Genomic DNA, 26427 nt, shown 5'->3' with positions numbered 1-26427 from the left:
CGGGTGGCCGGGCGGTCCCATCCCCGCCCGGCCGTCCCGGAAAGGCATCCTTTCGGAACGCATTTGCAGGATCGTGCAAATGTGGAATTTGCGCGATTCAGGAATCCGCCGAGTCGGAAAACTACCTAGGTTGCCTCAGTCGACCCAGCCCTTGCGCACGTGACGGGCGGCCAGCAGCGCCAGAATGCCGGCAATTACATAGAAGCCCAGGCAGAACACCGCGCCATAGCGCAGCGCCTCGGCGCCGTAGCTCGACTTCAGCTCCTCCGAGAGGAATGCCATCAGCGTCGGGCCGGCCCCCATGCCGATCAGGTTGTTGATCATCAGGAAACTGCCCGAGGCGGTGGCGCGCATGTGCTGCGGCACCATGTGCTGCACGGCGGTGGTCACCGGGCCCAGCCACAGGATGTTGAGCCCGTTGGGGATCAGCAGCAGCGGCCAGGCCACCCAGGGATTGGGCGTGAGCAAGCCGATCGCGAACGTGGGTGCGGTGATCAGCCAGGCGATGGCGGGCAGCCGGGCGTACCAGGCACGGTCGGCCTTGCCGAGCCGGTCGGCGAACCAGCCGCCCGCGAACACGCCGGCGATGCCGCCGATCAGCAGCACCGAGGCCATGAACTGGCCGGTGGCCACCAGGCCGAACCCGAAATTCCCCATCAGCACGGTCGGCGTCCACAGCGCCAGGCCATAGCCGCACAGCGAGCTGCACGAGGCGCCAAGGGCAAGCAGCCAGAATGCCGGCTTCCGCGCCAGGATGCCGAACACCGCGCTGATCGGCGTGGCCGTACCTTCCTGGACGGGCGGCCGCGGTATGTCGCGAACCACCCAGCGGAAGACCGGCGCGATCACCAGCCCGAGCACACCCATGGTGATGAACGCCGCGCGCCAGTTCACCCAGGCGGCGATATAGGCGCCGAGCACGGTGCCGAGCGCCAGGCCGATCGGGATGCCGAGCGAATAGATGGCAAGCGCGCGGGCACGGCGCTCGGGCGGGAAATAATCGGCGATCAGCGCATAGGAAGGCGCGACGCCGCCCGCCTCGCCGACGCCGACGCCGAGACGGAACAGGAAGAGCTGCCAATAGCCGGTGGCGACGCCGCACAGCCCGGTGAACAGGCTCCACACCGCCAGCGCGCCGGCGATCACGCCCGACCGGCTGGTCCGGTCGGCGAGATAGGCGAGCGGCACGCCGAGCACCGAATAGAGCACCGCGAAGGCCACGCCGCCGATCGCGCTGAACTGAACCTTGGTGAGGTGCAGGTCCTCCATGATCGGCTTGGCCAGGATGCCCAGTATCTGCCGGTCGAGGAAGTTGAAGGTGTAGACGAGCAGGAGCATCGCCAGCACGACGCCGGGATAGCCGGGGCGGCTCGCGGGGTTTGAAGCGGGAGCGTTCATGACAGCATCTCGGCAAGAAAAGAGCCGGACGTCAATGGGACGCCCGGCTCATTGGGTTCACGGATCGCGCGGGGCTCAGAACTTGACGCTGAACGAGCCGAAGATCTGCCGCGGATTGCCGTAAAAGGCCGTCGCCACGCCTTCCTTGCCCAGCGTCGGCACATAGCCGGTGCCGTTGGTGATGACGTTGCCCGGTATGGTCGCGTCGAGCGGCTGCCCGGCGATGTTGGTCTTGATGTACTGATAGCCGGCGGTCTTGTAGTGCACGTTGGTCAGGTTCTTGCCGTGGATGCCGATCGAATAGCGGCCGCCGCCGAAATTATAGACCAGGTGCGCATCGAGCAGCGTGTAGCCCGGCTGGTCGAGGAACGGGCTGGCCGTCTCGAACTGATGGGTCAGGCTGCGATACGACACGGTGGTGGTGGCGTTGAGGTCGCCGCTGCCGATCGGCAGCGCGGCGCCGAGCGTGCCCGCCAGCGTCCAGTCCGGCGTGTTCTGGAACACGCGGACATTGGCCACGTCGACGCCGGTCGGCCCGATGAAACGCTTGTACTTGGCATCGATATAGCCGAGCGCACCGTTGAAGAAGACGCTCGAGCCCGGGCCGGCAAAGCCGCGCGCCAGCACGGCGTTGGTCTCGAGCTCCACGCCCTTGATGTCGGCCTTGGCGGCATTGGTGGTGATGCCGCAGAAGCTCTGGACGTTGTTGATGATGCAGCCGACCGAGCCCGGGATCTGGACGTTCGAATAGTCCGAATAGAAGCCGGCGAGCGACCAGTTCAGGCGGCGATCGAACGCGGCGCCCTTCCAGCCGATCTCATAGCTCTTCACCGTCTCGGGATCGAAGGAGAGGTAATTGTAGATGTCCTGATAGGTGCGGCCCGCCGCCGGGTTGCTGATCGGCGCCGAAGTACCCGAGCCGCGCGGATCGAAGCCGCCGCCCTTGAAGCCTTCCGAATAGGACGCATAGACCATATGGTCCGCGCTCGGCTTGAAGCTCAGCGTCGCGCGCGGGGTGAAGCGCTTGAAATTGGCGGTGCCGCGGAAATCGGTGGACGGCGCCCCGGCCGGGATCGGCGTGCCGCCAAAGTCCGGGGTCAGGCCGAAATAGCTCGCCTTGAAGACATAGCTGCGGCGCTGATCCCAGGTGTAGCGGCCGCCGAGCGTCAGGCTCAGCTGCGGCGTGAAGTCGAAGGTGAAGTCGCCATAGATCGAGCTGGTCTCGGTCCGCACGTCGCCGGCGGTATAGGCGTTGAACCCGGGCAGGGTGGTCGACAGCAGCACGCCGAAGCCGGTCGTCGCCTTGGCGCCCAGATAGTAGAAGCCCAGGATGCCGTTGAGCTTGCCGCCATGGATCAGCGCCTGGAATTCCTGGCTGGTCTGGTTGTTCTTGTAATAGGCCGGCACGTCGACATCGACCGAAGGCGTCGAATCGAAGTCGATCGGCGTGTACGAAGTGTCCTCGCGATAGGCGCTGATGCTGCGCAGCGTGATCAGCTCGCTGACCTCGGCATTGACCGTCATCGAGATGCCGCCCGCCTGGACGTCGTTCTTCGGGCTCTTGAGCCCGGCATTGGTGTCGAAGACGTTGCTCAGCACCGGCGAGCCGGTGAGCAGGCCCGGGATCAGGCGATGGCCGTTGCGGGCGTTCGACTTGTCATGGGTATAGTCGCCGGTGATCCGCACCGACATCTTTTCGTCGGGCGTCTCGAACTCCAGCGTGGCGCGGCCGGCCCAGACATTCTTGTTGTAATTGTCGATCCCGAGATAGCGGTTCCTGCCGAAGCCGTCGCGGGTGAGGCGGGCGCCCGAGATACCGAGCTTGAACATCGAGCCGATCGGCGTGGAGGCGCTGACGATCACATCGGCCTGGTTGTACGAGCCGTAATTGCCCTTGACCGTCATCGTCGGACGATCCTCGAGCTTCTTGGTGACATATTTGATCGCGCCGCCGATGGTGTTGCGGCCATAGAGCGTGCCCTGCGGCCCGCGCAGCACTTCGATCCGCTCGACGTCGTAGATGTCGAGCACCGCCGCCTGCGGGCGGTTCAGATAGACGTCGTCGAGATAGATGCCGATACCGGCCTCGAAGCCCGGCACCGGATCCTGCTGGCCGACGCCGCGGATGAAGGCGGCAAGCGTCGAGTTGGTGCCGCGCGCATCCTTCAGCGTGGTGTTGGGCGAGGCGATCTGCAGGTCGGTGAGGTCGATCGCGCCGGCCTGATCGAGCTGGGCGGCAGTGAGCGCGGTGACCGCGGTCGGCACGTCGAGCAGCTTCTCCTCGCGGCGGCGGGCGGTGACGATGATTTCGCCCGTGTCGGCGAGTGCGCTATCCTGCGCTTCGGGCGCGGCCGGCGCGGCGGCTTCCTGCGCGAATGCGGGCGTGGTGGCGATTGCCGCAAGGGCAGCGCCCGCGAACAGAATCGAACGGGCACTATTCAGGCGTGACATCCAGACTTCCTCCCCATCAGTCGAACCCGTTCTTGAACGCGGGTTGTAAGTGGTCGCACGACGCTATACTGAAACCTGAACCGGGTTTCAACTTGGATAAACGGGAAGAGGGACCAGAATGGCAAGGGGGCGTGGCATGAGCGCCACAGCACCGGATCTGGGCGGCGGCGAAGCGAGTGCGGGCAAGGAGCCGCGCACGGCGCGCGGACGGCGGACGCTGCGCCTGATCCTGGACGCGGCGGCGGAGGAATTCGGCGCCAAGGGTTTCCACGAGGGCTCGATCAGCGGCATCACTCGCCGCGCCGGCGTCGCGCTGGGCAGCTTCTACACCTATTTCGATTCGAAGGACGACGTGTTCCGCGCGCTGGTGCGCGACATGAGCGACCAGGTGCGCGAGCATGTCGCGCCGGCGATCAAGGGCGCGACGGGCGGCCAGATCGCGGCGGAGCAGGCGGCGCTGCTCGCGTTCATCCGCTTCGCGCGCGCACACAAGGAGATCTACCGGATCATCGACGAAGCCGAGTTCGTCGATCCCGAGAGCTTCCGCATGCATTATGCGACCACCGCCGAGCGCATCGCGAAGCGCCTGCAGGCGGCGGCGGCACGCGGCGAGGTGCGCGAGGACGTGAACGAGATCCATGCCTGGGCGATCATGGGCATGAACGTGTTCCTGGGCCTGCGCTACAGCGTGTGGCAGGAGGACGTCGATCCCGAGGCGATCGCGCAGACCGTGGCGGCGATGCTGACGCACGGAATCGGGACGGAGCGATAGCCCGCGCCATTGCGGGCCGCGCCGCGCTGCCGCATCTTGGGGCCATGGATTTCAGCGACTGGCATGTGGCGCGGGCAAGGGCGCTGTTCTCGGTGCTGGCCGAGCGGCACGGCTTGCGCATGCGCGGCGCCGATGCCGGCCCCGACTATCTCGAACTCGAGCTGCCCGTGCAATATGGGCTGCGCATCGCGCTGAAGCTCATCTGGGCGCGCGACATGCTGATGATCCGCAGCGACCTGTTCACTGCCCAGTTCCATCTCGATGCCGATCCGGAGGCGGAGACCAGCTTCGTCGAGACGCTGGACGGGCTGGTGACCGGCACCATCCGCCTCCACCTCTTCTACTGGCCCCGCGCCACCCGGCCGTACAAGACGCTGCTCCAGCGCGCCATGGGCCAGGGCGAGGATGCCGCGTGGCGGACCGTCTATACCTGGTTCCGCTGGCTGCCCTGGTCGCCGATCGCGCGTGAGGAAGTGTTCGTGAACAGCCGCGCGCCGCATCTGCACGTGGTCGGGCACGCCTAGGTTGAAAGCCCAGACAAGTATTTGATTTTCTGCCGTCATCCCGGCTCAAGGCCGGGGCGACGAAAGAAGAATATGAGTCCTCAACCTAACCCTCCAGCCGCGCCAGCACGAAATCGGCACGCGCCTCGACGTCGATCCTGGGCAGCCGCTCGACCGTGTAACCGAAGCCGGGCCAGGCGGCTTCGAGCCGCGCATATTCCGCCAGCGCTTCGTCCATGCCGTGGCGGCGGGCATCGTCGACGACATGGATCTCGGGCCAGGGCGGGGCGAGGAAGACCCGGCCGTAGCGATTCGCGGGATCGACCGGCGCCGCCGCGCCGGTCGCATGCTCGAAGGCGACCACCGCGTCGACCAGCCCGCGATCGAAGAAGACCGGCCCGGCCAGCCGCGCCGCCGCGTCCAGATCGTCGAGCGCCATCGCGATCGCGCGGCGCGCGAAACCCGCCGGATCGCTCCAGGGCATCGGCCCGCCCGCCGCGACGATCCGCCGCCCGGGCTCGGCGACGGTAGCGAAGCCGCGCCGGGCGAGTGCGTCGAGCAGCGTGGACTTGCCGCCGCCCGAGCAGCCCGAGATGGCGATGCGGCGGGCCCGCACGGTCAGCCCTTGCCAAGCTGGTCCCTGAGGCCGGCGAGCCCGCCGAACGGGCCGCTCTCCTCGGCGAGGCGCTTCGCTTCCTCCTCGCTGATCACGCCGGCATCGCGCAGCGCCGCTTCCGCGGCCGGGCTGCGCGGATAGGGATCGAGGGCCAGTGCCAGCGTCTCCGCCGCAGCCTCGCCCAGATCGATCGCGCCGCCCGAATAGAAGACGATGTCGCACTCGTCCTCGCTCAGCTCGATCTCCTCGTCGCCGCCCTCGCCTTCGGCCTCGGGCAGGAAGCGAATCGCGAAATCCTCCTCGATCGCCGCGGGCACGGGCTCGTCGGTGATCACGCAGGCCTGAACGACGCGCGCGGAGAGACGGCCGGTGGCGACGATCCCCCGCGCATCGCGGCGGATGCGATAGTCGGCGGCGAGGCTGTCGATCGCCTTGAGGCCGAAGCGCTCGGCCAGGGCGGCGCGCTCGCCCGGTTCGGCCGCGACACGGACCTGGCTCTCGCCGGCACCGATCGTGTCGAGCCGCTGGGGCCGGTTGAACTCGTTCTGGATCATGCCAGCTCTCCTGTGAGCAGCGCGGCGACCGGCGCTCCGGCCAGGCTGGCGTGGAGCGCCCGGAGCGCAGCCTCGACATGGGCGAGCGCTTCGGGCGCCGGCGCCGCGCCGCGATAGAGATTGCGTACCAGCGCCTCGCCGAGCGTGCCCGCCGCCAGCCCGTCGCGATAGGCGCCGAGCCGGCCGCCCAGCATCCCCATCATCTTGCCGACATGCTTGCCGACGACGATATCGCCGATGCCGATCTGGCGCAGCTGCCCGTCCATGTCGTCGATGAACACCTCGGTGAGCTGGGTGCTGAACGGAACCGCCTGCGGATCCTGCTCGAGCCGGAGCAGGACGAGGCTCATCACCGCGGCGATCATGTCGAAGCGGCCGTCGATCGTGTCGGGCACCTGGCCCGCTTCGTACCAATGGGCCTCGCGGCCGCGCGCGACGATGGCGGCGTAGAGAATCGGGGCGGCGCCGCGATCGGGAGCCTGAAAGAGCCGCTTGAGCAAGCGCATGTGCCGGTTCGGTTCCTGCAATATGGGGGCGCGACCTTGTTTGGCCGCATTTTGCCGCATATTGAGGCGAACGGCCCGCGATGCAATGCAACCGAATGCATCGGGACGCCGGTATGCGTTTGCCTGGAGACCATAATGCCGATTCCCGCCCGCGCGCTTGGCGCCGCCCTGCTGGCAGCCGCGCTTGGCACCACCGCCTGCGTGCCGGTCCGCACGCACCAGGGCTATATCATCGACAAGGAGCTGGTCGATTCGGTGCAGCCCGGCATCGACACGCGCCAATCGGTGCTCCAGACGCTGGGCCGCCCGACTTTCACCAGCCAGTTCAACGAAGGCGAGTGGTATTACATCTCGCGCCAGAGCGCGAACCTCGGCTATCAGAGCCTCAAGGCCAAGGACCAGACGACGCTGCGCGTCAGCTTCGACGCCAAGGGCAATGTCGTCGCGGTCGACCGGATGGGCAAGGACCTGATCGCCTCGGTCGACCCCTATGGCAAGAAGACTCCGACGCTGGGCCACAAGCGCGGCTTCTTCGAGGATCTGTTCGGCAATATCGGCACGGTCGGCGCCCCGGGCACCGGCGGCCCGGGCGGCGGTGGCGGCGGCGGCAACGGCCCCTAGTCGCGGCCCGGCTTCGGCCCGGGACGGCTGAACAATAGCCAAGTCATTGATCGGAAAGAGGCTTCGGCCGCGCCGCCTTTCGGGCTGCGCGGCCGGTGCCGGTGGGCACGGTCCCGAAAGGGGGAGGGACCGTCCGCTGAAACGCACGAGATAGCGTTTCGCTCCCTCAACATTCAGCCATTTCCGCGCTATCGGATGGTGAACAGCACCTGGTCGATGACCTTGCCGTCGAGATCGACCAGCGCGAGCCGATGCTTGCCCGGCGGGGCGAGGATCAGCGGGCGCGAATCGGCGGTGCCGAGGTCGCGCCGGTCGAGGATCAGCCGGTGGCCGAGCGCCTGGCCCGACACCGAGATGGCGAGGCGCTGATTGTCCCGCGGAATGTCCGGGTCGAGCGCATAGACGCTGCCGGCGACCGGATTGACGATGCGCGGCCGCCGCGATTCGGCGGGGGCGAAGGCGACTCGATCGAAGCCGGTGCCCTTGAGGAAATATTCCCGGCGCGGCTGCTCCATCCCGGCGGCGAAGCGGACCTGGCGCTCCTCGATCGCCTCCGGACGCGGCAGTGCCTTGCCGGGACGGCCCTGGTTGAGCGCGAGCATCACATCGCGCCACACCGGCGCTGCGCCGCTGGTGCCCGAGACGGCGCGCATCGGATCGCCTTCGAGATTGCCCACCCACACGCCCACGGTGAACCGATCGGTGAAGCCGATGCACCAATTGTCGCGCATCGCCTTCGACGTGCCGGTCTTCACTGCGGCCCAGAAGGGCAGGCGCAGGGCCGAATCGACGCCGAAAGTGCCGGCGCGGGCATTGGGATCGGCCAGCATGTCAGCGACGATCCAGGCGGCCTGGGGCGTGGTGGTACGCCGCGGCGCGTCGGTCTTCGCATCCATCCTCAGGCGAAGCGGCGACCAGCGGCCTTCGAGCGCAAGGCTGCGATAGGCGGCGACCTGCTCCATCAGCGTCACTTCGGCCGAGCCGAGCGCAAGCGAATAGCCATAATATTGCCCGTCCTCGACCAGGCCGCGATAGCCGGTGTCCCACAGGCGATCGCGAAAGGCATCGACGCCGGTGAGCAGCAGCGTGCGCACCGCCGGCACGTTGAGCGAGCCGGCCAGCGCGATGCGGGCGGAGACCGGCCCCTTGAAGGCCTTGTCGTAATTCTGGGGAACATAGAGCCCCGAGGCGGTATCGAGCTGGACGGGCGAATCGTCGAGGATCGAGGCGGCGGTGAGATAGCCCTTCTCGATGCCCATCGCGTAGAGGAAGGGCTTCAGCGTCGATCCCGCCTGGCGATAGGCCGAGGCGCCGTCCACCGCGGGCGCCGTGCTCTCGCCGCCGATCCCGCCGACATAGGCGAGCACGTCGCCCGATTCATTGTCCACCACCACCACCGCGCCGTCCCGGGCACGGCTGCCGCCCAGCCCCTGGAGCTGGCGCCGGAGCGCAGTGATCGCGGCGCGCTGGATGCCGGCATCCAGCGTGGTGGTGATCTTCGCACCGGGCAGGGTGAGCAATGCGGCGGAGAGATGCGGCGCCAGGCCCGGATCGAGCGCCAGGCTGCGCGCCGGGCCAAGCATCGAGGCGGCGGCACCGGGGAAGCGCGTGCAGTCGGTCTCCCGGCTCAGCGCGCAGGCGCGGCGCGCGACTTCGAAGGCATTGGCCCGGGGGTTGGGCAACAGGGCGGCGAGCAGCAGCGCATCGTCGCGGGTGAGCGTGGCCGGGGTCTTGCCGAACAGCCCGAGCGCGGCCGCACCGATGCCCTGCGCCTCGCCGCGAAAGCCGGCCAGGTTGAGATAGGCCTCGAGGATCTGGTCCTTGCTCCAGCGCGATTCCAGGCCCCAGGCCGCGCGCATCTGGCGCAGCTTGTCGCGCAAGCCCCGGCTGCCGGGCACGGAAAGCTCGGGCGCGAGATAGGCGGCGACCTGCATCGACAGAGTCGAGGCGCCGCGCCCGCGCTTGCCTTCGGCCCGGTCCCGCACGGCGCCGGTCAGCGCCATCCAGTCGACGCCGCCATGGTCGCGGAAGCGGCGATCCTCCGCGGCGACCAGTATCTCGCGCGCGGCCGGCGAGACATCCTCCAGCCTGGTCCAGGCAAGCCGCCGCGCCTGATAGTCGACACGGCTGGAATCGATCAGCACGCCGTGCCGGTCGTAGAGCCAGGCCTCGGACGGATGCCAGCCCGCGCGGACGGCGGCATAATCGGGCAGGGCCGGCGGGCGCGTCACCCACCAGCAGCTGGCGGAGCCGGCGAAGACGAGCGTCAGGACGGTGCCGGCCAGGCGCGGCGGCGTGACTATGCCGCGCCAGCCCCTTTCCCGCCACGCGGCCCGCTCGCGCCCGAGCCATGCCCGCAGCGCCTCGGGCGCGTCGTCGATGCGCTTCGTCCAGCGACGGGCGAAGGCGAGGAAGCGGTCGACTGCCTCCTTCGCCGTCACCGCTGCGCCACGGCCATCACGGCATTGGGCAGCTGCGCGCGGATCTCGGGCGCGTACATCGCCTCGACCCGGGTCGCCGGCAGGTTGAACCTGCCCGCCGCGTCGAGCCGCATCACATAGGAGACCGTGAAGCTGCCGCGCGGCACCCAGCCGTAAAAGGCGCGCCAGCTGTCATTGCCGCGCTCGACATAGCTGGGCGAGACGCCTTCGCTGGTGCCGCTGTCCTTGGCGAGCAGCTCGGACTGGCCGCCGAGATTGCCGATGATCGTCGCGCCCGCGGGCACCGGATCGTTGACCACCACCCAGTTGCGCTCGGCCGAGGCCTCGACGCTGATCGTCACCTTGACCACGTCGCCGCGCGACCAGCTGCCGGCAACGGCCTGCTTCACTGCCTCGACCTTCTTGGTCATCTTGTACCCGGCCATCAGCGGCTGGGTGAGCGGCACCGCCGCCTTCACCCGCACGAACGCCCAGGGGCCAGTGCCGCCCGACTGGCTCATCACCAGCGGCGTGGCCTGCGCCGGCAGCGGGAAGCCGAAGCTGCGCTGCGGCTCGGCGAGCGGCCAGTTGAGGCTCAGCGGGCTGTTGCCGCCGAAGCTGGCGGTGGTGACGCCGGCGATCGCCTCGGCCGGATAAAGGCCCATGAAGCGCCGCGCCAGGATCGTGCCCCAGGCATTGGCGGTGGTGGTGTCCCAATGGCCGCGCTGCTGGCGCGAGGCGATGCCGACCATCAGCTTGCCCGCGTCATTCTCCCAGCCCGGGCGGCCGAGCGTGGCGAGCAGCGCCTTGATCGCCGCCTCGTCGTCCGACGACATCAGCCACCAGGCCATGCGGCCCTTGTCCGACAGGTCGACCCGGGTGCCCTCATAGACCAGCCGGTTGCGCAGCACCTTCTCCGCGTCGAGGCGGAGCTGGGCGCCATTGGCCAGGCCCTGCACCTTGCCCAGCGCCATCGCATAGTCGGAGAGCGTGGCGGTGGGCATCTCGGTGGGCGCCATGCCGATCTGGCCGAGCATCGCCGACGTCGCCGCCCCTTGCCGGGCCAGCGCCGTGAAGGCGGCGACACGCTGCAGGCGGACATCGCCATAATCCTCGTGGCGGAGGCGCCCGTCGAGCACGGCCTTCATCGCGTCGAGCATCTTGGCCCGGGGGCCGTCCGGCAGCGGCAGCCCGGCTTCGGCGCTGGCCGAGAGGATATAGGCGGTCAGCGCCTCCGAACCCGGCCAGTCGCCGGGCCAGTAGCGCAGCAGCCCGTCGCCGTCCTGATAGGCGGGCATGTCGCTCGCGATCAGGTTCCACATGCCCGTGTCGCCCAGCGCGATCGCTCGCGACGTGCGCTGCTCGAGGCAGTTATAGGGATAGGCCCGCATATAGTCGCGCACGCCGGAGAGCGGCGGGGCAAGGCTGTCGGTCAGGCTCACCTCGACCGTGCCGAAACCGGGCAGCGCACCCGCGGGCGGCGCGATCGCGAACTGGGTGCCGGTGCCGACCCGGCCGAGCGTCGCCGCCCAGGTCTCCACCGGCACGGCCGGCGCCACCGCCTGGACGATCGTCACCTTGTCGCCCGACTTGCCGTCGGCGGTCTTCGCCGTCACCGTCCAGCTCAGCTTGCCGTCGCGCGGCGGCGCGGTGAGGTTCCACACCACCGGCGCGGCGCCGCCCGCCGGAATCTCCACGGTCAGCGGCTTGCCGGTCGCATAGGCTGGGTTCAGCGCCACGGTCGCGGTCACCTTCATCGGCTTGTTCGAGCCGTTGCGCAGCGTGAACATCGCGCCGAACTGGTCGCCGGTGCGCACCAGCTGCGGCACGCCCGGATAGATGGTCAGATCCTGCGAGGAACGGATGCTCGCCATGCCGGTGCCGAAGAGCTGCGGACCCGATGTCGCCACCGCGACCAGCTTGAACGACGTCAGCGCGTCGTTGAGCGGCACCGCGACCCTGGCATGGCCATTGGCGTCGAGCGCCACCTTGCCCTTCCAGAGCAGCACCGGCTGGAAATTCTCGCGGTTGAGCCCCGAGAGATCACCGCCGCCGCCACCGCCGCCGGCTTCCACCGCCTTCTTGCCATAATGGCGCTTGCCGACCACCTGGGTCTGCGCGGTCGAAGTGAGCACCGAGATCGGGCGATCGCCCATCATCGCCTCGAGCAGGTTCCAGCTGTCGTTCGGGGCGAGCTGGAGCAGCGCCTCGTCCACCGCGACAAAGGCCAGGTCCGCCGAGGCGGCCGGCTTGCCGTCGGGGCTCTTCACCGTCACGTCGACATTGGCGGTGTCGCGCGCGGCATAGCTCGCCTTGTCGGCCTTCACCGCCACATCGAGCTTATGACCTTCCCAGCCGACCTTCACCTTGGCGATGCCGAGGCGATAGGCGGGCTTGGCGAGATCGACAGTCGCGGTCGGCTCGCCGCCGTCCTTCGACCAGGGCGCGCCCCAGTCGCGCGCCATGTTCGAGCGCCAGTTCTGCCAGCCGGACACGCGCCCGCGCACCGCCATGACCGAGACGAACACGTCCGGCGCATAATCGCCCGGCATCGGCACTTCGATCACCGGGTCCTTGCCGGTGAGGCCGACGACGAAGCTGGAGAGCACGCCTTCGCGCTCGACCGTGACCAGCGCGGTCGCCTCGCGGAAGGGCATGCGCACCTGGAACTTCGCAGTCTCGCCCGCCTTGTATTCCAGCTTCTCGGGGATCACGTCCATGCGGTCGCCATTGTCGCCGCCGAACCACCAGTCGTCGTCGCCGACCAGCCAGACCGACTTGGTCGCGCGGGCGACATTGCCATTGGCGTCCTTGGTGGTCGCCACCGCATAGACTTCGCCCGATATGCCCGGGTTGAGCTGGCAGCTCGCCAGCCCCTGCGCATCGGTAGTCGCGGAGCAGGTGGCCGACAGCTTGGCCGTCTTCATCTGGTTGTCATAGGCATAGAAGCCGCCGATCAGCCGGCGCCGGGCCGTGAGGATCTGGCGGCTGTAGAGCTCGACCGAGACCGCCTGGTTGGCGAGCGGCTTGCCCGCGGTGTCGAGCGCGACGAAGCGCAGGCGCAGATCGTCCTGCTTCATCAGCCAGCCGTCGCTCTTGATCCCCAGCTGCACGCCCGAGGTGAAGATCGGGATGCGCCGCGACGAGGTCAGGATCTGGCCGTTGGCATCCTGATAGTCCATCTCGACCAGCATCGTGGTGTTCTGCTCGAGCGTCTGCGGCACCTCGGCGTTGATCCGGGCGGTGCCGTCGGCGCCCAGCGTGGCGGGCAGCGTCTGGGTCGGCGGCAGCTGGACCTGCTCGTCCTCGCCGTCGCCGTCCATCGGCTTGGTGCCCTCGGCCATCGCACGGCCGCCAAAACTGTAGCCGTCATAGCCGTCGGGAGTCTTGAAGTCGGCGAAATAGCCGATGCGCGTCTCGACCGGCAGGTTCGCCGCGCCGCCGCCGGAGAGATAGCCGACGAACAGGTCGAGCGGCAGCGCGCTCGGCCGCACCGCGGCATCCTTGGGCCCGGCGACCGAAGCCTTCATCGTCGGCAGCTTATATTCGTCGACCTTGAACGACTGGCCGGTCCAGAGCGTCTTCTCCTTGCCCTCCGCGTCCTTGACCAGGACGGTGAGGTCGTAGTCGCCCATCTTGGCGCCCTGGGGAGCGGTCCATTCCGTCTCGCCGGCACCGTTCGCGTCGATGGCGAGCGGCAGGTCATATTGCGTGTCCGAGCCGCGATGGCTGAGGCGCAGCGTGCCGCCAAAGGCCGGCGAGGGCGCGAAGCCCTTGGCGATCGGCTGGCGGACGATGTGCTTCATGTGGATCGTCTCGCCCTGGCGGACGAGCGCGCGGTCGAACACGGTGTGGAACTTCTGCTCGGGGGCCGACCAGCCATAGTTCAGGTCGAAATCGAACGGGCGGATGCCGTCGCCCCATTGCGTGAGCGTGAAGCTGAAATCATCGGCCTTGCGCGCCGAGATCATCAGCACGTCGTTGCTGCCATGGTCGCAGCTCGTATAGGTCTGGGGCTCGGGCAGGCCGGCGGGAACGCCGAGGCGGCCCGAAGCATCGGTCTTGCCCTTGGCAAGCAGCTGGCCGGTGCATGCGTCGGTCACCCGTACTTCCGCCTCGCCCACGCCCTGGCCGCTGTCGAGCGCCGTCACCCAGACCAGCGACTGGTCGCGGCCCCATTTGAAATGGACGCTCATATTGGTGACGAGCGCGCCGGTCGCGACATAGCGCGGCGCCTTGCGGCCGAGCAGCGCCTCGCCGAGCCGCGGGCTGGCGAGCTCGACGATGTAGAAGCCGGGCTGGCCGAGCGGGATGCCGACCACTTCGAAATCCTTGCCCTTGCCGGGCAGGCCGATCTTCAGCGGCTTGCCGGTGACGGAGGTCAATAGCGGCTTCGCGCCGGTCTGGTTGATCCGCACGGTCTCCTTGCCGCGCTTCACTTCATCCGACTTGTCCTCGGCCGCATCGGCCAGCGCGCGGAACCATTTGGCGATCTCGCCATCGCCGCCCTCGACCTTGAGGCTCTGGCCGGTGACGGTCATCTGGCTGCCCTGCAGCTCCGGCTCAACGTTGCGGACCGAGACCGGGAGGACGCCGCCTTCCTTCGCTTCGAGGATGCCGAAATTGCCGGCGAACTTCACCAGCGGCGGCGGCGCATCGAACTTGACGTCGAGCGGGAAGCGTTCCGCATTGGCGAGCTTGCGGCCGCTCTCGTCCTTCACATCGGCGGGGAGGATCAGCCTGGCCGTGGTCTCGGCGGGGAGCGGCGCCTTGAACTTCAGGTCGGCGACCGCCGCCTTGTTCTTGTCGTCGTCGCCAAAGACCGGCGCCAGCTCCTTGCCGTCGGCCGTGCGGATGCGCACCGCTTCGGCCTGGGCCCTGGGAATCGGCGCGGAGAAGCGCACCCAGGCGTCCTGCACGGGGCTGCACCCGGCCTGGGGATTGACGCGCGAGCATTCGAAGCGGGCGCTGAATTCCTTGCGGACGGTGAAGTCGAAGCGCTGGTCGGTGCCGGCGGCACGGCCCGAGGCGCTCTTGATGTCCTTGCCCCAGACCAGCGCCATGTCGCGGCCCGCCGGCAGCGGGCGGCGGCACTTCACCGCGACGACGCTGGCGAGCGACTTGACCCGGTCCTCCGGCTTTTCGGGCAGCGCCTGGGGCAGGCCGGCCTCGCCCAGGAAGCTGCGCACTTCCCAACGATCGGTGCCGAGATCGGCGAGCAGCTTGGGCGCCACGTCGGGCGGAAGCACGTCGACCGGGATCTTCTCGCCCAGGCCGTCGACCGCGCAATAGGCATTGGCGCCGACCGAGGCGGGATCGGGCGCCAGGTTCGCCGCGACGACGAAGACCTGATCCTCCTCGATCTCGCTGCCATAGCGATTGGGCAGCACCGCGCGGGCGATCGGGCCGCCCGAATCGACAGTGAACTCCTTCTGGCCCTGCAGCGCATAGCCCGACAGGCTCTTGAGCCCGTCGCGCAGGGTGAACTTGCAGGTAACGCCGCCGGGAAGCGGGCCGGTGAATTCATGGACGAAGGTCTGCTGATCGACCCAGCGGCCCTGCCCGCCGACCGGGCAATCGACCTTGAACGGCGATTCGGCCCGGGGGTCGCCCAGCGGGACCATCGCCACGTTGAAGCGGGCGGTGAAGCGCTCGATCGCCCCGTCGCCGACACCGGGCGTCGCCATCTCGACCTGCGGGCTGTTGTCGCCGAACGCAGTGACGGCCCCGATGGGCGCCAGGACCAGAGCCAATACGCCAAGCCGGGCAACGAGCTTCATCGACAACCTCCCCCTCGGGCAGCGATGGGCACGATAGCCGGGCACCACTGCGAGTCCAGCGACGAATTAACCGTCTCCGTTTCGGAGGGAAATGCACCAATCGGCTTGATCGTTCCGAGAGCGGCACGGTTTAGTTCCATCTCCGAATCGGGGGAATGGGGGCAGCGTTGGGGGAAGGAGCGATCCTCTGGGTCGACGCGATCACGCGCGAGATGACTCTGTTCGCCGCCTTGTGGTTCGTCGTCGGCGGAATCGACGACCTGCTCGTCGACCTGATCTATCTGGCGCGGCGGCTGCGCGGCCGGCGGCGGCCGGCGCCCGCGCTGGCCGGGCCGGTGCCGGCGGGGCGCATCATGGTGTTCGTGCCCGCCTGGGACGAATCCGAAGTGATCGGCAGGATGCTGCGCACCGCGCTGGAGCGCTTCGATCATCCCGACTACCGGATCTATGTCGGCACCTATCCCAACGATCCCGCGACGATCGCGGCCGTGGCGGAGGTGGCGCGAGCGGACGCGCGGGTACGGCTGGTGATCGGCGCGGCGCCCGGCCCCTCGACCAAGGCGGACTGCCTCAACACGCTGTGGCGGGCGCTGCTGCGCGACGAGGCGGCGGAAGGCTTCCTCGCCAGCGCCGTGGCGCTGCACGATGCCGAGGACGTCGTGCATCCGCTCGAGCTGCGCGTCTATGCGCACGGGCTGATCGATCATGCCGCCGTCCAGCTGCCGGTGCTGCCGCTCGCGCACACGCATTCGCGCTTCTTCGCCGGCCATTATCTCGACGAGTTCGCCGAAGCCCATGGCCGGGCGCTGGTGGTTCGCCAGGCAGTGGGCGCGGGCCTGCCCTTTGCCGGAGTCGGCTGCGCGATCCGGCGGGCGGTGCTGGCGCGGCTGGCGGCGATGCGGGGCGGCACGCCGTTCGATGCCGACAGCCTGGTCGAGGATTACGAGCTCGGCCTCGCCATCGCGACCATGGGCATGCCGGCGCAGCTGATGCGCGTCGCCGAGGCGCCGGGCGGCCCGCCGGTGGCGGTGCGCGCCTATTTCCCCGACACGCTCGACGCAGCCGTGCGGCAAAAGGCGCGCTGGATGATCGGCATCGCGCTCGCGGGCTGGGACCGGACCGGCTGGGGCGGATGGCGGCGGATCGGGGACAATTGGATGCGGATGCGCGATCGGCGCGCGACGCTGGAGATCCCGGTGCTCGCCCTGGCCTATCTCTCGATCCTCGCCTGGGCGCTTTCCCTGGGCGCGCATCTGCTGGCGGGCACCGACCCCGCAATGCCGTCCGCACTGATGCGCGGGCTGCTCCTGGCGAATCTCGGGCTGCTCGCCTGGCGGCTCGCGGTGCGTGCGGCGTTCGTCGGCCGCGCCTATGGCTGGCGCGAGGCGCTGTGGTCCGTCCCCCGCATATTCTCGAGCAACACGGTCGCGCTGCTGGCGGCCCGGCGCGCGCTGGTCGCCTATGTCGATATGCTTCGGGGCAGCCCCCCGCGCTGGGACAAGACCGCGCACCGGTTTCCCGATCTCCGCCCGGCGGGCAGTTGATGCGCGGGCGCGGACGGCCGCTCCGTTTCCTCGCGATGGTGACCATCGCCTGGGTCGGCGCGCGCGCGGCGCTGCTATGGCCACGGGCCGGATCGCTTCCGGCCGCGATCGAAGCGGTGCCGCCGCGCGCCGCCGCCCGGCCGGTCGCCGTGACGGGGGCCGTCGCGCCGCCTCCCTTGCCGTTGCCCGCGCCGATCCGCCGAGAACGCCCGCCTTCGGGGAGGGCGCAGCCGCCGCCCGGCTATCAGGCGCCGCTGGGCGAGGAACATCCCCGGGTGCAGCTCGCCCTGATGGCGCTCGCCCAATATGGCGCGGTTTCGCCGGTGCTCCGGCTGGCGCAACCGGTGCCCGGGGCTCCCGCGCCCGGGCCTCCCGCGTCCGGGGCACCCGAGCGGCTCGACCCGCTGCCGGACCGCTGGTCGCTGAGCCTGTGGATGGTCGCGCGCGGCGAGGGTGGCATGGGCGCGGCACCCGGCGGGCAGATCGGCGGCGGCCAGGCCGGCGCGCGGGCCGCATGGCGAGTCTTGCCGCGCGACCGCATCGCCGCCTATGGCCGCGTCACCGCGCCGCTGCGGGGCAAGGGCCGGGAGGCTGCGCTCGGACTGGAGTGGCAGCCGACCAGGGCGCCCGTCCGGCTGGTCGTCGAGCGCCGCTTCGGGCTCGACGGCAATCCCGGCGGCATCGGGCTGGGAACGATCGCCGGGATCGACGCGGAATGGCAAGGCTTCCGGCTCGAAGCCTATGGCCAGGCGGGTGCGGTGCTGCGGCGGCGCGCCGATCCCTATGCCGACGGCGCCGCGCGGGGCACCCGCGCGATCGGCGCGGGGGGGCCGGTGCGCTTCGCCCTTGGTGCCGGCGCGTGGGGGGCGGCGCAGCGCGATGCGCAGCGGCTCGATATCGGCCCCTCGGCCACGCTTGCCGTGCGCAACCTGCGCCTCGCGCTCGACTGGCGCCAGCGCGTGGCGGGCGAGGCGCGGCCCGGTTCGGGCCTGGCGCTCACGCTCGGTGCCGATTTCTGAAGGCTTGGCCCGCGCGGGCGGCCGTCACTTGCCTTGCGCGCGCCAGCGGCGGATCGTGCGCTCGAGGATCTGCTCCTCGCCGCCGGTGTCGCGCCACAGCTCGGAGAAGAGCGGATCGTCCGATGCCGGCCGCTTGGCATCGTCGAGCGTATCGAAGAGCAGGCGGATCGGCGTCGCCACGCCTTCGCCCACCGCGATGCACTCGCGGTTCCGCAGCGCGGGAATCGAATCGAGGAAACCGCGCGCGCCTTCCGGCATCGCCGCCCGGACAAAGGCCTGGTCGCGCTCGTTGTTGAGGCGCATCGACAGGATCGTGCCGCACTGGGAGAGCACGCCTTCCGCCAGATCGGACGGGCGCTGGGTGATCAGGCCCAGCGACACGCCGTATTTGCGGCCTTCCTTGGCGATCCGGCTGAGGATCCGGCCGACCGAGGAGCCATCGGCATTGCGCTCATTGGGGACATAGCGGTGCGCCTCCTCGCAGACGAGCAGGATCGGCCGCTTGCTCTCGCCGCGCGACCAGATCGCGAAGTCGAACACCATGCGACTGAGCACTGCTACGACCACGGACGTGATCTCGCTGGGCACGCCCGACACGTCGATGATCGAGATCGGCTTGCCGTCGCCCGGCAGGCGGAAGACCCGGGCGAGGAAACCCGCCATCGTGTCCGCCACCAGCATGCCCGAGAACATGAAGGCATAGCGCGGGTCGCCCTTGATCTCGTCGATCTTGGAGCGGATGCGCAGATAGGGCGCGGTGTCGGTCGCCTTGTCCATCTTGCCCATTTCGAGCTGCAGGATCTGAGTCAGGTCCGACAGGAGATAGGGGATCGGCGCGTCGACGGTCAGCTTGCCGATCTCGGCCGCCAGCCGGTTCTTCTGCTTGGCGGCGAGCACGCATTTGGCGAGGATGTCCGCATCCACCTGCCGGTCCGAGCCGGAGGTGGTGAGGAACACTTCGCAATGCTCCTCGAAGTTCATCAGCCAGTACGGCATCTGCAGGTTGCCGACATCGTAGAGCGCGCCCGTCGTCTTGAAGGCGCTGGCATATTCGCCGTGCGGATCGATCATCACCACATGGCTTTGCGGCGCCATCTCGCAGATGCGGTGCAGGATCAGCGCCGTCGCGGTCGACTTGCCGGTGCCGGTCGAGCCGAGCAGCGCGAAATGCTTGCCGAGCATCGAATCGACATAGAGCGCCGCGCGGATGTCACGCGTCGGATAGACGGTGCCGATCTCGATATGGGCGCGATCCTCGGCGGCATAGATCTGCTTGAGGTCCGCGGTCGACACCGGGAAGACCGGTGCGCCGGGCGTGGGATAGCGAGTCACGCCGCGGCGGAACTTGTAGAGCTTGCCGGTCAGCCGCTCCTCGTCGCCCTCGCCGAGAAAGTCGATATAGGCGGCGATATGCTCGCCCTGGAGCTTGAGCGAGCGGACATTGGCGATGAGCCAGGTCGCGCCGACGCGCACCTTGACCTGGCTGCCGACCTGGCCGGCATTGGCGACGGTGGAATCGGGACTGCCGCCAAGCGCGTTCAGCGCCTCCGGATCGAGCAGCACCTGGCTCGACGAGCCGGCGATCTCGAGCACCGCGCCGATCGGCTCGACCGGCGCATGCGAGGGCAGGCCCCCGGAAGATGAAACCGGCGCCGCACCTTCGAACCCGCGCGCGCCAAACTGGCCGTCCATCGGCTACTCCCCGTCAACACGCCCGAATATGCGCGCGGGGAGGTAAATATTGGGTGAGTCCCGAAACCTTCAGAAGCGCTTCCACACCGCTCCCGCCCCCCATCCGAAGAGAATGGAAAGGGCGACGGCAAGGATGCCGTAGAGGATCGAATAATGTTCGGCCGAATGCGCGACGAAGCGCTCGAAGCCTGATTTGCGGATCTCGATTCCCCGGACGGCGGCGGCGAGGACGCGGCCGTCGCGAATCAGAAAGGTCTCGGCGGTGAACTTGCCGACCGGCACGCGCGCCGGAATGGCGAGCCGGGCGCGATAGAGCACGCCATCGGTGATCTCCACCGCTCCCGGCGCTTCATAATAGAGGCCGGCCCGGGTGCGCAGATCCTCCAGCCCCTTGTCGAAGCGCGTCTGCACCTCGGGCGCCGCGCCCGAAGCAGGCGAAAGCTGCAGGCTCTCGACGCCCAGCTCGTAGATGGCGCGCGTGCGCTCGTCGACGATCCGCTCGATCGGCTTGGACGAGGCGATGGCGTAGAAGCTCGGTGCCGAGCGATAGCGCATCCGCTGGGCGTTGACCCAGATGCCCGCCACCTGCTCCTTCTCGCGCACCTGCACGGATTGGGTGGGGCCCTTCACCACCACGACGATGTCCGCGGGCTTCTCGCCCCGCTCGGGCGCGCGGCCGCCGGGATAGAGGATCGCGCCGAACAGCAGCAGCTCGGCGCCGGTGAAGGAATAGGCGATCTCGATGTCGCGCTGCGAAACGTCGGGGACGAGCACCGGCTTGGCCTGCCCCATCAGCAACGGCGCGAGGAGCAGGAGAAGCGCCCTTCTCACAGCAGCTCCACCGAATAGATCTCATCGGGTTGCCAGGCGAGCCCGAGCAGCATGCGCACCGCGACGAGCAGCACGATCACCGCCAGGATGAGGCGCAGATATTCCGGCTTCACCTGCATCGCGAAACGCGCGCCCATCTGCGCGCCGATCACCGAGCCGAGCAGGAGCAGGGCGGCGAGGACGATGTCCACCGCCTTGGTGGTGGTGGCATGGACCATGGTGGCGGCCGCGGTGACGAACAGGATCTGGAACAGCGAGGTGCCGACCACGACCTGCGTGCCCATGCCGAGCAGATAAAGCATCGCCGGCACCAGGATGAAGCCGCCGCCCACGCCGAGCAGCACGGTGAGGATGCCGGTGAAGAAGCCGAGCAGCAACGGTGCCAGCGGCGAGATATAGAGCCCCGAGGCGTAGAAGCGCCAGCGCAGGGGCAGCATCGCGACGAGCGGATGGTGGCGGCGCTTGCGCGGGCGGGGCGGACGGGCACCGCGGGTCACCCGGATCGCCTGGACCGATTCGTGCAGCATCAGCCCGCCGATCGAGCCGAGCATCAGCACATAGAGCATCCCGATCACCACATCGATCTGGCCGCTCTTCTGCAGCAGCGTGAACAATGCGGCCCCGGCGATGCTGCCGATCACGCCCCCCACCACCAGCACCACGCCCATATGGATGTCCACGCCGCCCCGGCGGAAATGCGCGAGCACACCCGAGACGCTGGCGCCGGTAACCTGGCTGGCCGCCGATGCGGCGGCGACCGTCGGCGGGATGCCGTAGAAGATCAGCAGCGGCGTGGTGAGGAACCCGCCGCCGACGCCGAACATGCCCGAGAGCAGGCCGACGCCGAACCCGAGCGCCACGATGACGAGCGCGTTGACCGACAGGTTGGCGATCGGGAGGTAGAGATCCATCGTGCCTTCTGCGATACCGCGTTTGCGCGACAGTGCAAAAGCCTGTGTGGCCTCAACCTGTCGATAGGTCCCGCCGCCGATGTCCATCCGGGCAGGCCGCCGCTATCGGCCTCGCGGCGTATCGGCCCGATCCAGCCTCCAGGCCCGAACCGGCGCAGAACCGCTTCGCACGCCGACGGAGGCGGGGATTCCCGGGCAAGCCGACGGCCGAGCCGGCCGCCCGCGCGGAGGATCGGTGCCCGGCCCCGCCCGCCGATATTCCCTCAGGAAGAGCGGGAGGAGCCGGGCCGGTGCCTCATTCCGCCGCCACCGCTTCCAGCGCATCGTCGTTGAGCGGCTGGGGCAGGCGGCTCAGCATTTCGCGAGGCACCACCTGCCAGAAGGAACCGAGCGCACGGTCCCAGTCCTCGAGCAGGCCGGCCGCCCATTTGCTGTCGGTCGCGGCGACATGCGCCTCGACCAGCTCGCGCAGCTTCGCTTCCCAATGCGCCGAGGCGAGGCGCTGCCAGACGATGCTCTCCGGATTGGCGTGCTGCGCGAAGCTGCCGTCCGCGTCATAGACGAAGGCCATGCCGCCGGTCATGCCCGCGCCGAAGTTCATGCCCACCTCGCCGAGCAGCACCGCGGTGCCGCCGGTCATATATTCGCAGCCGTTCGCGCCGCAGCCCTCGACCACCACTTCGGCGCCCGAATTGCGCACCGCGAAGCGCTCGCCCGCCTGGCCCGCGGCGAACAGCCGGCCCGACGTGGCGCCGTAGAGCACGGTGTTGCCGATGATCGTGTTCTTCCACGATTCGATCGGCGAGCTGACCAGCGGGCGCACCACGATGGTGCCGCCCGACAGGCCCTTGCCGACATAGTCGTTGCTGTCGCCGAACACTTCGAGCGTGACGCCCTTGCACAGAAAGGCGCCGAGCGACTGGCCCGCCGAACCGCGCAGCCGGACATGGACATGCCCGTCGGCGAGCGCCGACATGCCGAAGCGGCGCGTGATCTCGGAGGAGAGCCGCGTGCCCACCGCGCGATGCGTGTTCCGCACATTATAGGTGAGCTGCATCTTCTCGCGCCGCGCAAAGACCGGGGCGGCATCCTTGATCATCTGCGCATCAAGGCTGTCGGGCACTTCGTTGCGGAAGGTCGACAGGCTGAAGCGGCGCTCGGCATCGTCGGCATCGACCTTGGCGAGGATCGGGTTGAGATCGAGATCGTCGAGATGCTCGGCACCGCGGCTGACCTGGCGAAGCAGCTCGGTGCGGCCGATCACTTCATCGAGGCTCTTGAACCCGAGCCGCGCCAGGATCTCGCGAACCTCCTCGGCGATGAAGGTCATCAGGTTGATCACCTTCTCGGGCGTGCCGACGAACTTCTGGCGCAGCTTCTCGTCCTGGGTGCAGACGCCGACCGGGCAAGTGTTCGAATGGCACTGGCGGACCATGATACAGCCCATCGCCACCAGGCTCAGCGTGCCGATGCCGAACTCCTCGGCGCCCAGGATCGCCGCGATCACGATGTCGCGCCCGGTCTTCAGGCCGCCATCGGTACGCAGCTTCACTCGGCCGCGCAGGCCGTTGAGCGTGAGGGTCTGGTTCACTTCGGTCAGGCCCATTTCCCAGGGCGTGCCGGCGTACTTGACCGAGGTCTGGGGCGAAGCGCCGGTGCCGCCGACATGGCCGGCGACCAGGATCACGTCCGCATGCGCCTTGGCGACGCCCGCCGCCACGGTGCCGATGCCGGCCGAGCTGACCAGCTTCACGCACACCCGGGCGCGCGGGTTGATCATCTTCAGATCGTAGATGAGCTGCGCCAGATCCTCGATCGAATAGATGTCGTGGTGCGGCGGCGGGCTGATGAGCGTCACCCCGGGCGTCGCATGCCTGAGCTTCGCGATGAACTCGGTGACCTTGAAGCCGGGCAGCTGGCCGCCCTCGCCGGGCTTGGCACCCTGGGCGACCTTGATTTCGATCTCGTCGCAGGCGTTGAGATATTCGGCGGTGACGCCGAACCGGCCCGAAGCGATCTGCTTGATCGTCGAATTGGCATTGTCGCCATTCTCGTACGGGGTGTAGCGATTCTTGTCCTCGCCGCCTTCGCCCGACACGGCCTTGGCGCCGATGCGGTTCATCGCGATCGCCAGCGTCTCGTGCGCCTCCGGGGAGAGCGCGCCGAGCGACATGCCGGGCGTGACGAAGCGCTTGCGGATCTCGGTGATCGCCTCGACCTGATCGATCTGCACGCCTTCGCTCGGGAAGTTGAATTCGAGCAGGTCGCGCAGATAGACCGGGGGCAGGTCGCGCACGCCGCGTGCGAAGGCCAGGTAGGACGAATAGCTGTCGGTCGACACCGCCGTTTGCAGCAGGTGCATCAGCTGGGCCGAATAGGCATGGGTCTCGCCGCCGTGGCGCTGGCGATAGAAGCCGCCGATCGGCAGCGTCGCGACGCCGCGATCATAGCCCGCCTGGTGGCGAAGCATCGCCGAAAGATGGAGCGAGGCATAGCCCTCGCCCGAGATCTTGGCGGGCATGCCGGGGAACAGGTCGTTGACCAGCGCGCGGCTGAGGCCGACCGCCTCGAAATTATAGCCACCGCGATAGGAGGAGATCACCGCGATCCCCATCTTCGACATGATCTTGAGCAGGCCCTCGTCGATCGCCTTGCGGTGGCGCTTCAGGCACTCTTCCAGCGCGATGTCGCCGAACAGGCCGCGGCCATGGCGATCGGCGATCGAGGCCTCGGTCAGATAGGCGTTCACCGTGGTCGCGCCGACGCCGATCAGCACCGCGTAATAGTGCGTGTCGAGACATTCGGCGCTGCGGACGTTGACCGACGCGTAGCTGCGCAGGCCCCGGCGGACGAGATGGGTGTGCACCGCCGCCGCGGCGAGTACGCCGGCAATGGCGGCCCGGCCCTCCGCGACATGCTCGTCGGTCAGGAACAGCTCGGTGCAACCGGCGCGGACCGCCTGCTCCGCCTCGTAGCGGATGCGGCGGATCGCTTCGCGCAGGTCGTCGGGATCGTCCCCGGCGGGGAAGGTGCAGTCGATCTCGGCGCACTGGTCGCCGAAATGCGCGCGCAGCCGCTCCCAATCGCCATTCGTCAGCACCGGGCTGTCGAGCACCAGCACCTTCGAGCCGCCGCCCTCGGTATCGAGGATGTTGGCGAGGTTCCCGAAGCGCGTCTTGAGCGTCATCACCTGGCGCTCGCGCAACGAGTCGATCGGCGGGTTGGTGACCTGGCTGAAATTCTGGCGGAAGAACTGGCTGATCAGGCGAGGCTTGTCCGAGATCACCGCCAGCGGCGTGTCGTCCCCCATCGAGCCGACCGCTTCCTTGGCCGTCTCGACCATCGGGGCAAGGATCAGCTCCATGTCCTCGAGCGTCTGCCCCGCCGCGACCTGGCGGCGGGTGAGCTCGGCACGCTCGAAGCGGAGCGGCGCCACCTCGGGCTCGGGCAGGTCGCCCACGGTGATGAACTCGCCGATCATGGCGGCATAGTCATGCTCGCCGGCGATCCTGTCCTTGATCGCGCGGTCACAGAGCAGCACGCCCTGATCCAGGTCGACCGCGATCATCTGGCCCGGGCCCATCCGCCCCTTGGCGATCACGGTCGATTCGGGAATCTGGACCATGCCGGTCTCGGAACCGACGATCAGCAGGCCGTCCGAGGTCTGGGTGTAGCGCAACGGGCGCAGCGCGTTGCGGTCGACGCCCGCCACCGCCCAGCGCCCATCGGTCATCGCCAGCGCGGCGGGCCCGTCCCAGGGCTCCATCACCGAGGCGAGATATTTGTACATCTCGAGATGCCTGGCGGGCGTGTGCTCGTCCCATGCCTCGGGCACCAGCATCAGCTTGGCAGTGGGCGCGTCCCTCCCCGAGCGGCAGATCGCCTCGAATACCGCGTCGAGCGCCGCGGTATCCGACGCACCGGCCGGGATCACCGGCTTGATGTCTTCCGAGCGTTCCCCAAAGGCAATGCTCGCCATCTTGATCTCATGGCTGAGCATCCAGTTCTTGTTGCCGCGGATCGTGTTGATCTCGCCGTTATGGGCGAGGCAGCGGAACGGCTGGGCCAGCCACCATTGCGGGAAGGTGTTGGTCGAGTAGCGCTGGTGGAAAATGGCTACCCGGCTCGTGAAACGCTCGTCGCGAAGGTCCGGATAGAAGTCCGACAGGCTCTCGGCGAGGAACAGGCCCTTGTAGATGATCGAGCGCGTCGACAGCGAGCAGATGTAGAAGCCGTTGATCTGGGCGGCGATCACGCGCTTCTCGATCCGGCGGCGGACGAGATAGAGCTCCTTCTCGAACTCGGCGGCGTCCATCGCGCCAGGGAGGGGCCCCGCGATCATGATCTGCTCGATCTCGGGACGCGTCGCCTGCGCCTTCATGCCGATGACGGAGACGTCGACCGGCACCTGGCGCCAGCCATAGATGGTGTAGCCCGCCTCGATGATCTCGCTCTCGACGATGGTGCGGCAAGCTTCCTGCGCGCCCAGATCGGTGCGCGGCAGAAAGACCATGCCCACCGCCAGCCGGTTCGGCAGCACGCGGTGGCCGCCCGCGGCGATCGCATCGTCGAAGAAGCGCACGGGCAGGTCGACATGGATGCCGGCGCCGTCGCCGGTCTTGCCGTCGGCATCCACCGCGCCGCGGTGCCATACCGCCTTCAGCGCGTCGATCGCCGACTGGACGACGCGACGCGAGGGCTGGCCGTCCGTCGCGGCGACCAGGCCGACGCCACAGGCGTCTCCCTCGAACTCGGGACGGTACATGCCCTCGCGGGCGAGCCGTTCGCGTTCGTCCAGCTTCATTTCAA

At 68.7% G+C, this 26427-nt stretch carries 16 protein-coding genes; 5 read left to right on the top strand and 11 right to left on the bottom strand.

Annotated features, from left to right (window positions below):
• Nucleotides 1-135: 135 nt before the first annotated feature.
• Together ACIQCS_RS14820 and ACIQCS_RS14815 are read right to left on the bottom strand one after the other, a co-directional pair.
• On the bottom strand, nt 136-1398 hold the full coding sequence (locus tag ACIQCS_RS14820; protein WP_401531223.1) for a spinster family MFS transporter: 1263 nt from the start codon (nt 1396-1398) through the stop codon (nt 136-138).
• Between the two features lie 75 nt (nt 1399-1473).
• On the bottom strand, nt 1474-3849 hold the full coding sequence (locus ACIQCS_RS14815; RefSeq protein ID WP_345849308.1) for a TonB-dependent receptor: 2376 nt from the start codon (nt 3847-3849) through the stop codon (nt 1474-1476).
• A gap of 136 nt (nt 3850-3985) precedes the next feature.
• Between ACIQCS_RS14815 and ACIQCS_RS14810 the strand changes: the two genes are divergently transcribed.
• Both ACIQCS_RS14810 and ACIQCS_RS14805 read left to right on the top strand, forming a co-directional pair.
• Nucleotides 3986-4621, top strand: a complete 636-nt coding sequence (locus ACIQCS_RS14810; RefSeq protein WP_280280715.1) for a TetR/AcrR family transcriptional regulator — start codon at nt 3986-3988, stop codon at nt 4619-4621.
• Between the two features lie 44 nt (nt 4622-4665).
• Complete coding sequence (locus ACIQCS_RS14805; RefSeq protein WP_345849309.1) at nt 4666-5145, top strand: hypothetical protein; 480 nt, start codon at nt 4666-4668, stop codon at nt 5143-5145.
• 85 nt (nt 5146-5230) lie between these two features.
• Here ACIQCS_RS14805 and ACIQCS_RS14800 read toward each other — a convergent pair whose 3' ends face one another.
• The 3 genes from ACIQCS_RS14800 to ACIQCS_RS14790 are packed head-to-tail and all read right to left on the bottom strand — an operon-like array spanning nt 5231 to nt 6800.
• On the bottom strand, nt 5231-5740 hold the full coding sequence (locus ACIQCS_RS14800) for an AAA family ATPase (RefSeq protein ID WP_345849310.1): 510 nt from the start codon (nt 5738-5740) through the stop codon (nt 5231-5233).
• A 2-nt stretch (nt 5741-5742) separates the two neighbouring features.
• A complete protein-coding gene (locus tag ACIQCS_RS14795) occupies nt 5743-6294 on the bottom strand; it encodes a YceD family protein (protein ID WP_345849311.1) in 552 nt (183 codons plus the stop codon).
• Nucleotides 6291-6800: a ubiquinol-cytochrome C chaperone family protein gene (locus tag ACIQCS_RS14790; RefSeq protein ID WP_345849312.1), complete on the bottom strand. Its 510-nt coding sequence runs from the start codon at nt 6798-6800 to the stop codon at nt 6291-6293. The genes ACIQCS_RS14795 and ACIQCS_RS14790 overlap by 4 nt, the downstream gene beginning before the upstream one ends.
• A 135-nt stretch (nt 6801-6935) precedes the next feature.
• Here ACIQCS_RS14790 and ACIQCS_RS14785 point away from each other — a divergent pair, with 135 nt between their 5' ends.
• Nucleotides 6936-7421 (top strand): outer membrane protein assembly factor BamE, encoded by a 486-nt coding sequence (locus ACIQCS_RS14785; RefSeq protein ID WP_345849313.1) that lies wholly within the window; start codon nt 6936-6938, stop codon nt 7419-7421.
• Between the two features lie 188 nt (nt 7422-7609).
• Here the strand turns inward: ACIQCS_RS14785 and pbpC are convergent, their stop codons facing one another.
• Together pbpC and ACIQCS_RS14775 are read right to left on the bottom strand one after the other, a co-directional pair.
• Nucleotides 7610-9706, bottom strand: a complete 2097-nt coding sequence (pbpC, locus tag ACIQCS_RS14780) for a penicillin-binding protein 1C (RefSeq protein ID WP_345852025.1) — start codon at nt 9704-9706, stop codon at nt 7610-7612.
• Nucleotides 9707-9858: 152 nt separating this feature from the next.
• Nucleotides 9859-15621: an MG2 domain-containing protein gene (locus ACIQCS_RS14775; RefSeq protein WP_345849314.1), complete on the bottom strand. Its 5763-nt coding sequence runs from the start codon at nt 15619-15621 to the stop codon at nt 9859-9861.
• A gap of 167 nt (nt 15622-15788) precedes the next feature.
• On the opposite strand from ACIQCS_RS14775, the gene ACIQCS_RS14770 reads away from it, so the two are divergent.
• The gene (locus tag ACIQCS_RS14770) at nt 15789-17165 is read left to right on the top strand and encodes a glycosyl transferase family protein (protein WP_345849316.1); all 1377 of its coding nucleotides are present in this window, start codon (nt 15789-15791) and stop codon (nt 17163-17165) included.
• Nucleotides 17165-18184 (top strand): hypothetical protein, encoded by a 1020-nt coding sequence (locus ACIQCS_RS14765; protein WP_401531220.1) that lies wholly within the window; start codon nt 17165-17167, stop codon nt 18182-18184. Before ACIQCS_RS14770 ends, ACIQCS_RS14765 begins: the two co-directional genes overlap by 1 nt.
• A 24-nt stretch (nt 18185-18208) precedes the next feature.
• Here ACIQCS_RS14765 and ACIQCS_RS14760 read toward each other — a convergent pair whose 3' ends face one another.
• From ACIQCS_RS14760 to gltB, 4 genes are all read right to left on the bottom strand, one after another.
• Nucleotides 18209-19876 (bottom strand): helicase HerA domain-containing protein, encoded by a 1668-nt coding sequence (locus tag ACIQCS_RS14760; protein ID WP_345849321.1) that lies wholly within the window; start codon nt 19874-19876, stop codon nt 18209-18211.
• Between the two features lie 69 nt (nt 19877-19945).
• Nucleotides 19946-20668, bottom strand: a complete 723-nt coding sequence (locus tag ACIQCS_RS14755; protein ID WP_280280822.1) for a TIGR02186 family protein — start codon at nt 20666-20668, stop codon at nt 19946-19948.
• A 35-nt stretch (nt 20669-20703) separates the two neighbouring features.
• Nucleotides 20704-21618 carry a sulfite exporter TauE/SafE family protein gene (locus ACIQCS_RS14750; protein WP_137862014.1) on the bottom strand — a complete coding sequence of 305 codons (915 nt, stop codon included), beginning with the start codon at nt 21616-21618 and terminating at the stop codon, nt 20704-20706.
• Between the two features lie 295 nt (nt 21619-21913).
• The gene (gltB, locus tag ACIQCS_RS14745; protein ID WP_345849322.1) at nt 21914-26422 is read right to left on the bottom strand and encodes a glutamate synthase large subunit; all 4509 of its coding nucleotides are present in this window, start codon (nt 26420-26422) and stop codon (nt 21914-21916) included.
• Nucleotides 26423-26427: the final 5 nt, after the last annotated feature.

The organism is Sphingomonas sp. NPDC092440, from assembly GCF_044754985.1.
In the GTDB taxonomy this organism is placed as follows: Bacteria; Pseudomonadota; Alphaproteobacteria; order Sphingomonadales; family Sphingomonadaceae; genus Sphingomonas.
This window is presented reverse-complemented; position numbering and strand designations above follow the sequence as displayed.

What these genes read in the sequence shown, in the direction of transcription:
- ACIQCS_RS14795 (WP_345849311.1), bottom strand. Translation starts at nt 6,294, where the DNA reads ATGATCCAGAACGAGTTCAACCGGCCCCAGCGGCTCGACACGATCGGT.
- ACIQCS_RS14810 (WP_280280715.1), top strand. Translation starts at nt 3,986, where the DNA reads ATGAGCGCCACAGCACCGGATCTGGGCGGCGGCGAAGCGAGTGCGGGC.
- ACIQCS_RS14765 (WP_401531220.1), top strand. Translation starts at nt 17,165, where the DNA reads ATGCGCGGGCGCGGACGGCCGCTCCGTTTCCTCGCGATGGTGACCATC.
- gltB (WP_345849322.1), bottom strand. Translation starts at nt 26,422, where the DNA reads ATGAAGCTGGACGAACGCGAACGGCTCGCCCGCGAGGGCATGTACCGT.
- ACIQCS_RS14805 (WP_345849309.1), top strand. Translation starts at nt 4,666, where the DNA reads ATGGATTTCAGCGACTGGCATGTGGCGCGGGCAAGGGCGCTGTTCTCG.
- ACIQCS_RS14820 (WP_401531223.1), bottom strand. Translation starts at nt 1,398, where the DNA reads ATGAACGCTCCCGCTTCAAACCCCGCGAGCCGCCCCGGCTATCCCGGC.
- ACIQCS_RS14785 (WP_345849313.1), top strand. Translation starts at nt 6,936, where the DNA reads ATGCCGATTCCCGCCCGCGCGCTTGGCGCCGCCCTGCTGGCAGCCGCG.
- ACIQCS_RS14750 (WP_137862014.1), bottom strand. Translation starts at nt 21,618, where the DNA reads ATGGATCTCTACCTCCCGATCGCCAACCTGTCGGTCAACGCGCTCGTC.
- ACIQCS_RS14775 (WP_345849314.1), bottom strand. Translation starts at nt 15,621, where the DNA reads ATGAAGCTCGTTGCCCGGCTTGGCGTATTGGCTCTGGTCCTGGCGCCC.
- ACIQCS_RS14760 (WP_345849321.1), bottom strand. Translation starts at nt 19,876, where the DNA reads ATGGACGGCCAGTTTGGCGCGCGCGGGTTCGAAGGTGCGGCGCCGGTT.
- ACIQCS_RS14790 (WP_345849312.1), bottom strand. Translation starts at nt 6,800, where the DNA reads ATGCGCTTGCTCAAGCGGCTCTTTCAGGCTCCCGATCGCGGCGCCGCC.
- ACIQCS_RS14815 (WP_345849308.1), bottom strand. Translation starts at nt 3,849, where the DNA reads ATGTCACGCCTGAATAGTGCCCGTTCGATTCTGTTCGCGGGCGCTGCC.
- ACIQCS_RS14755 (WP_280280822.1), bottom strand. Translation starts at nt 20,668, where the DNA reads ATGGGGCAGGCCAAGCCGGTGCTCGTCCCCGACGTTTCGCAGCGCGAC.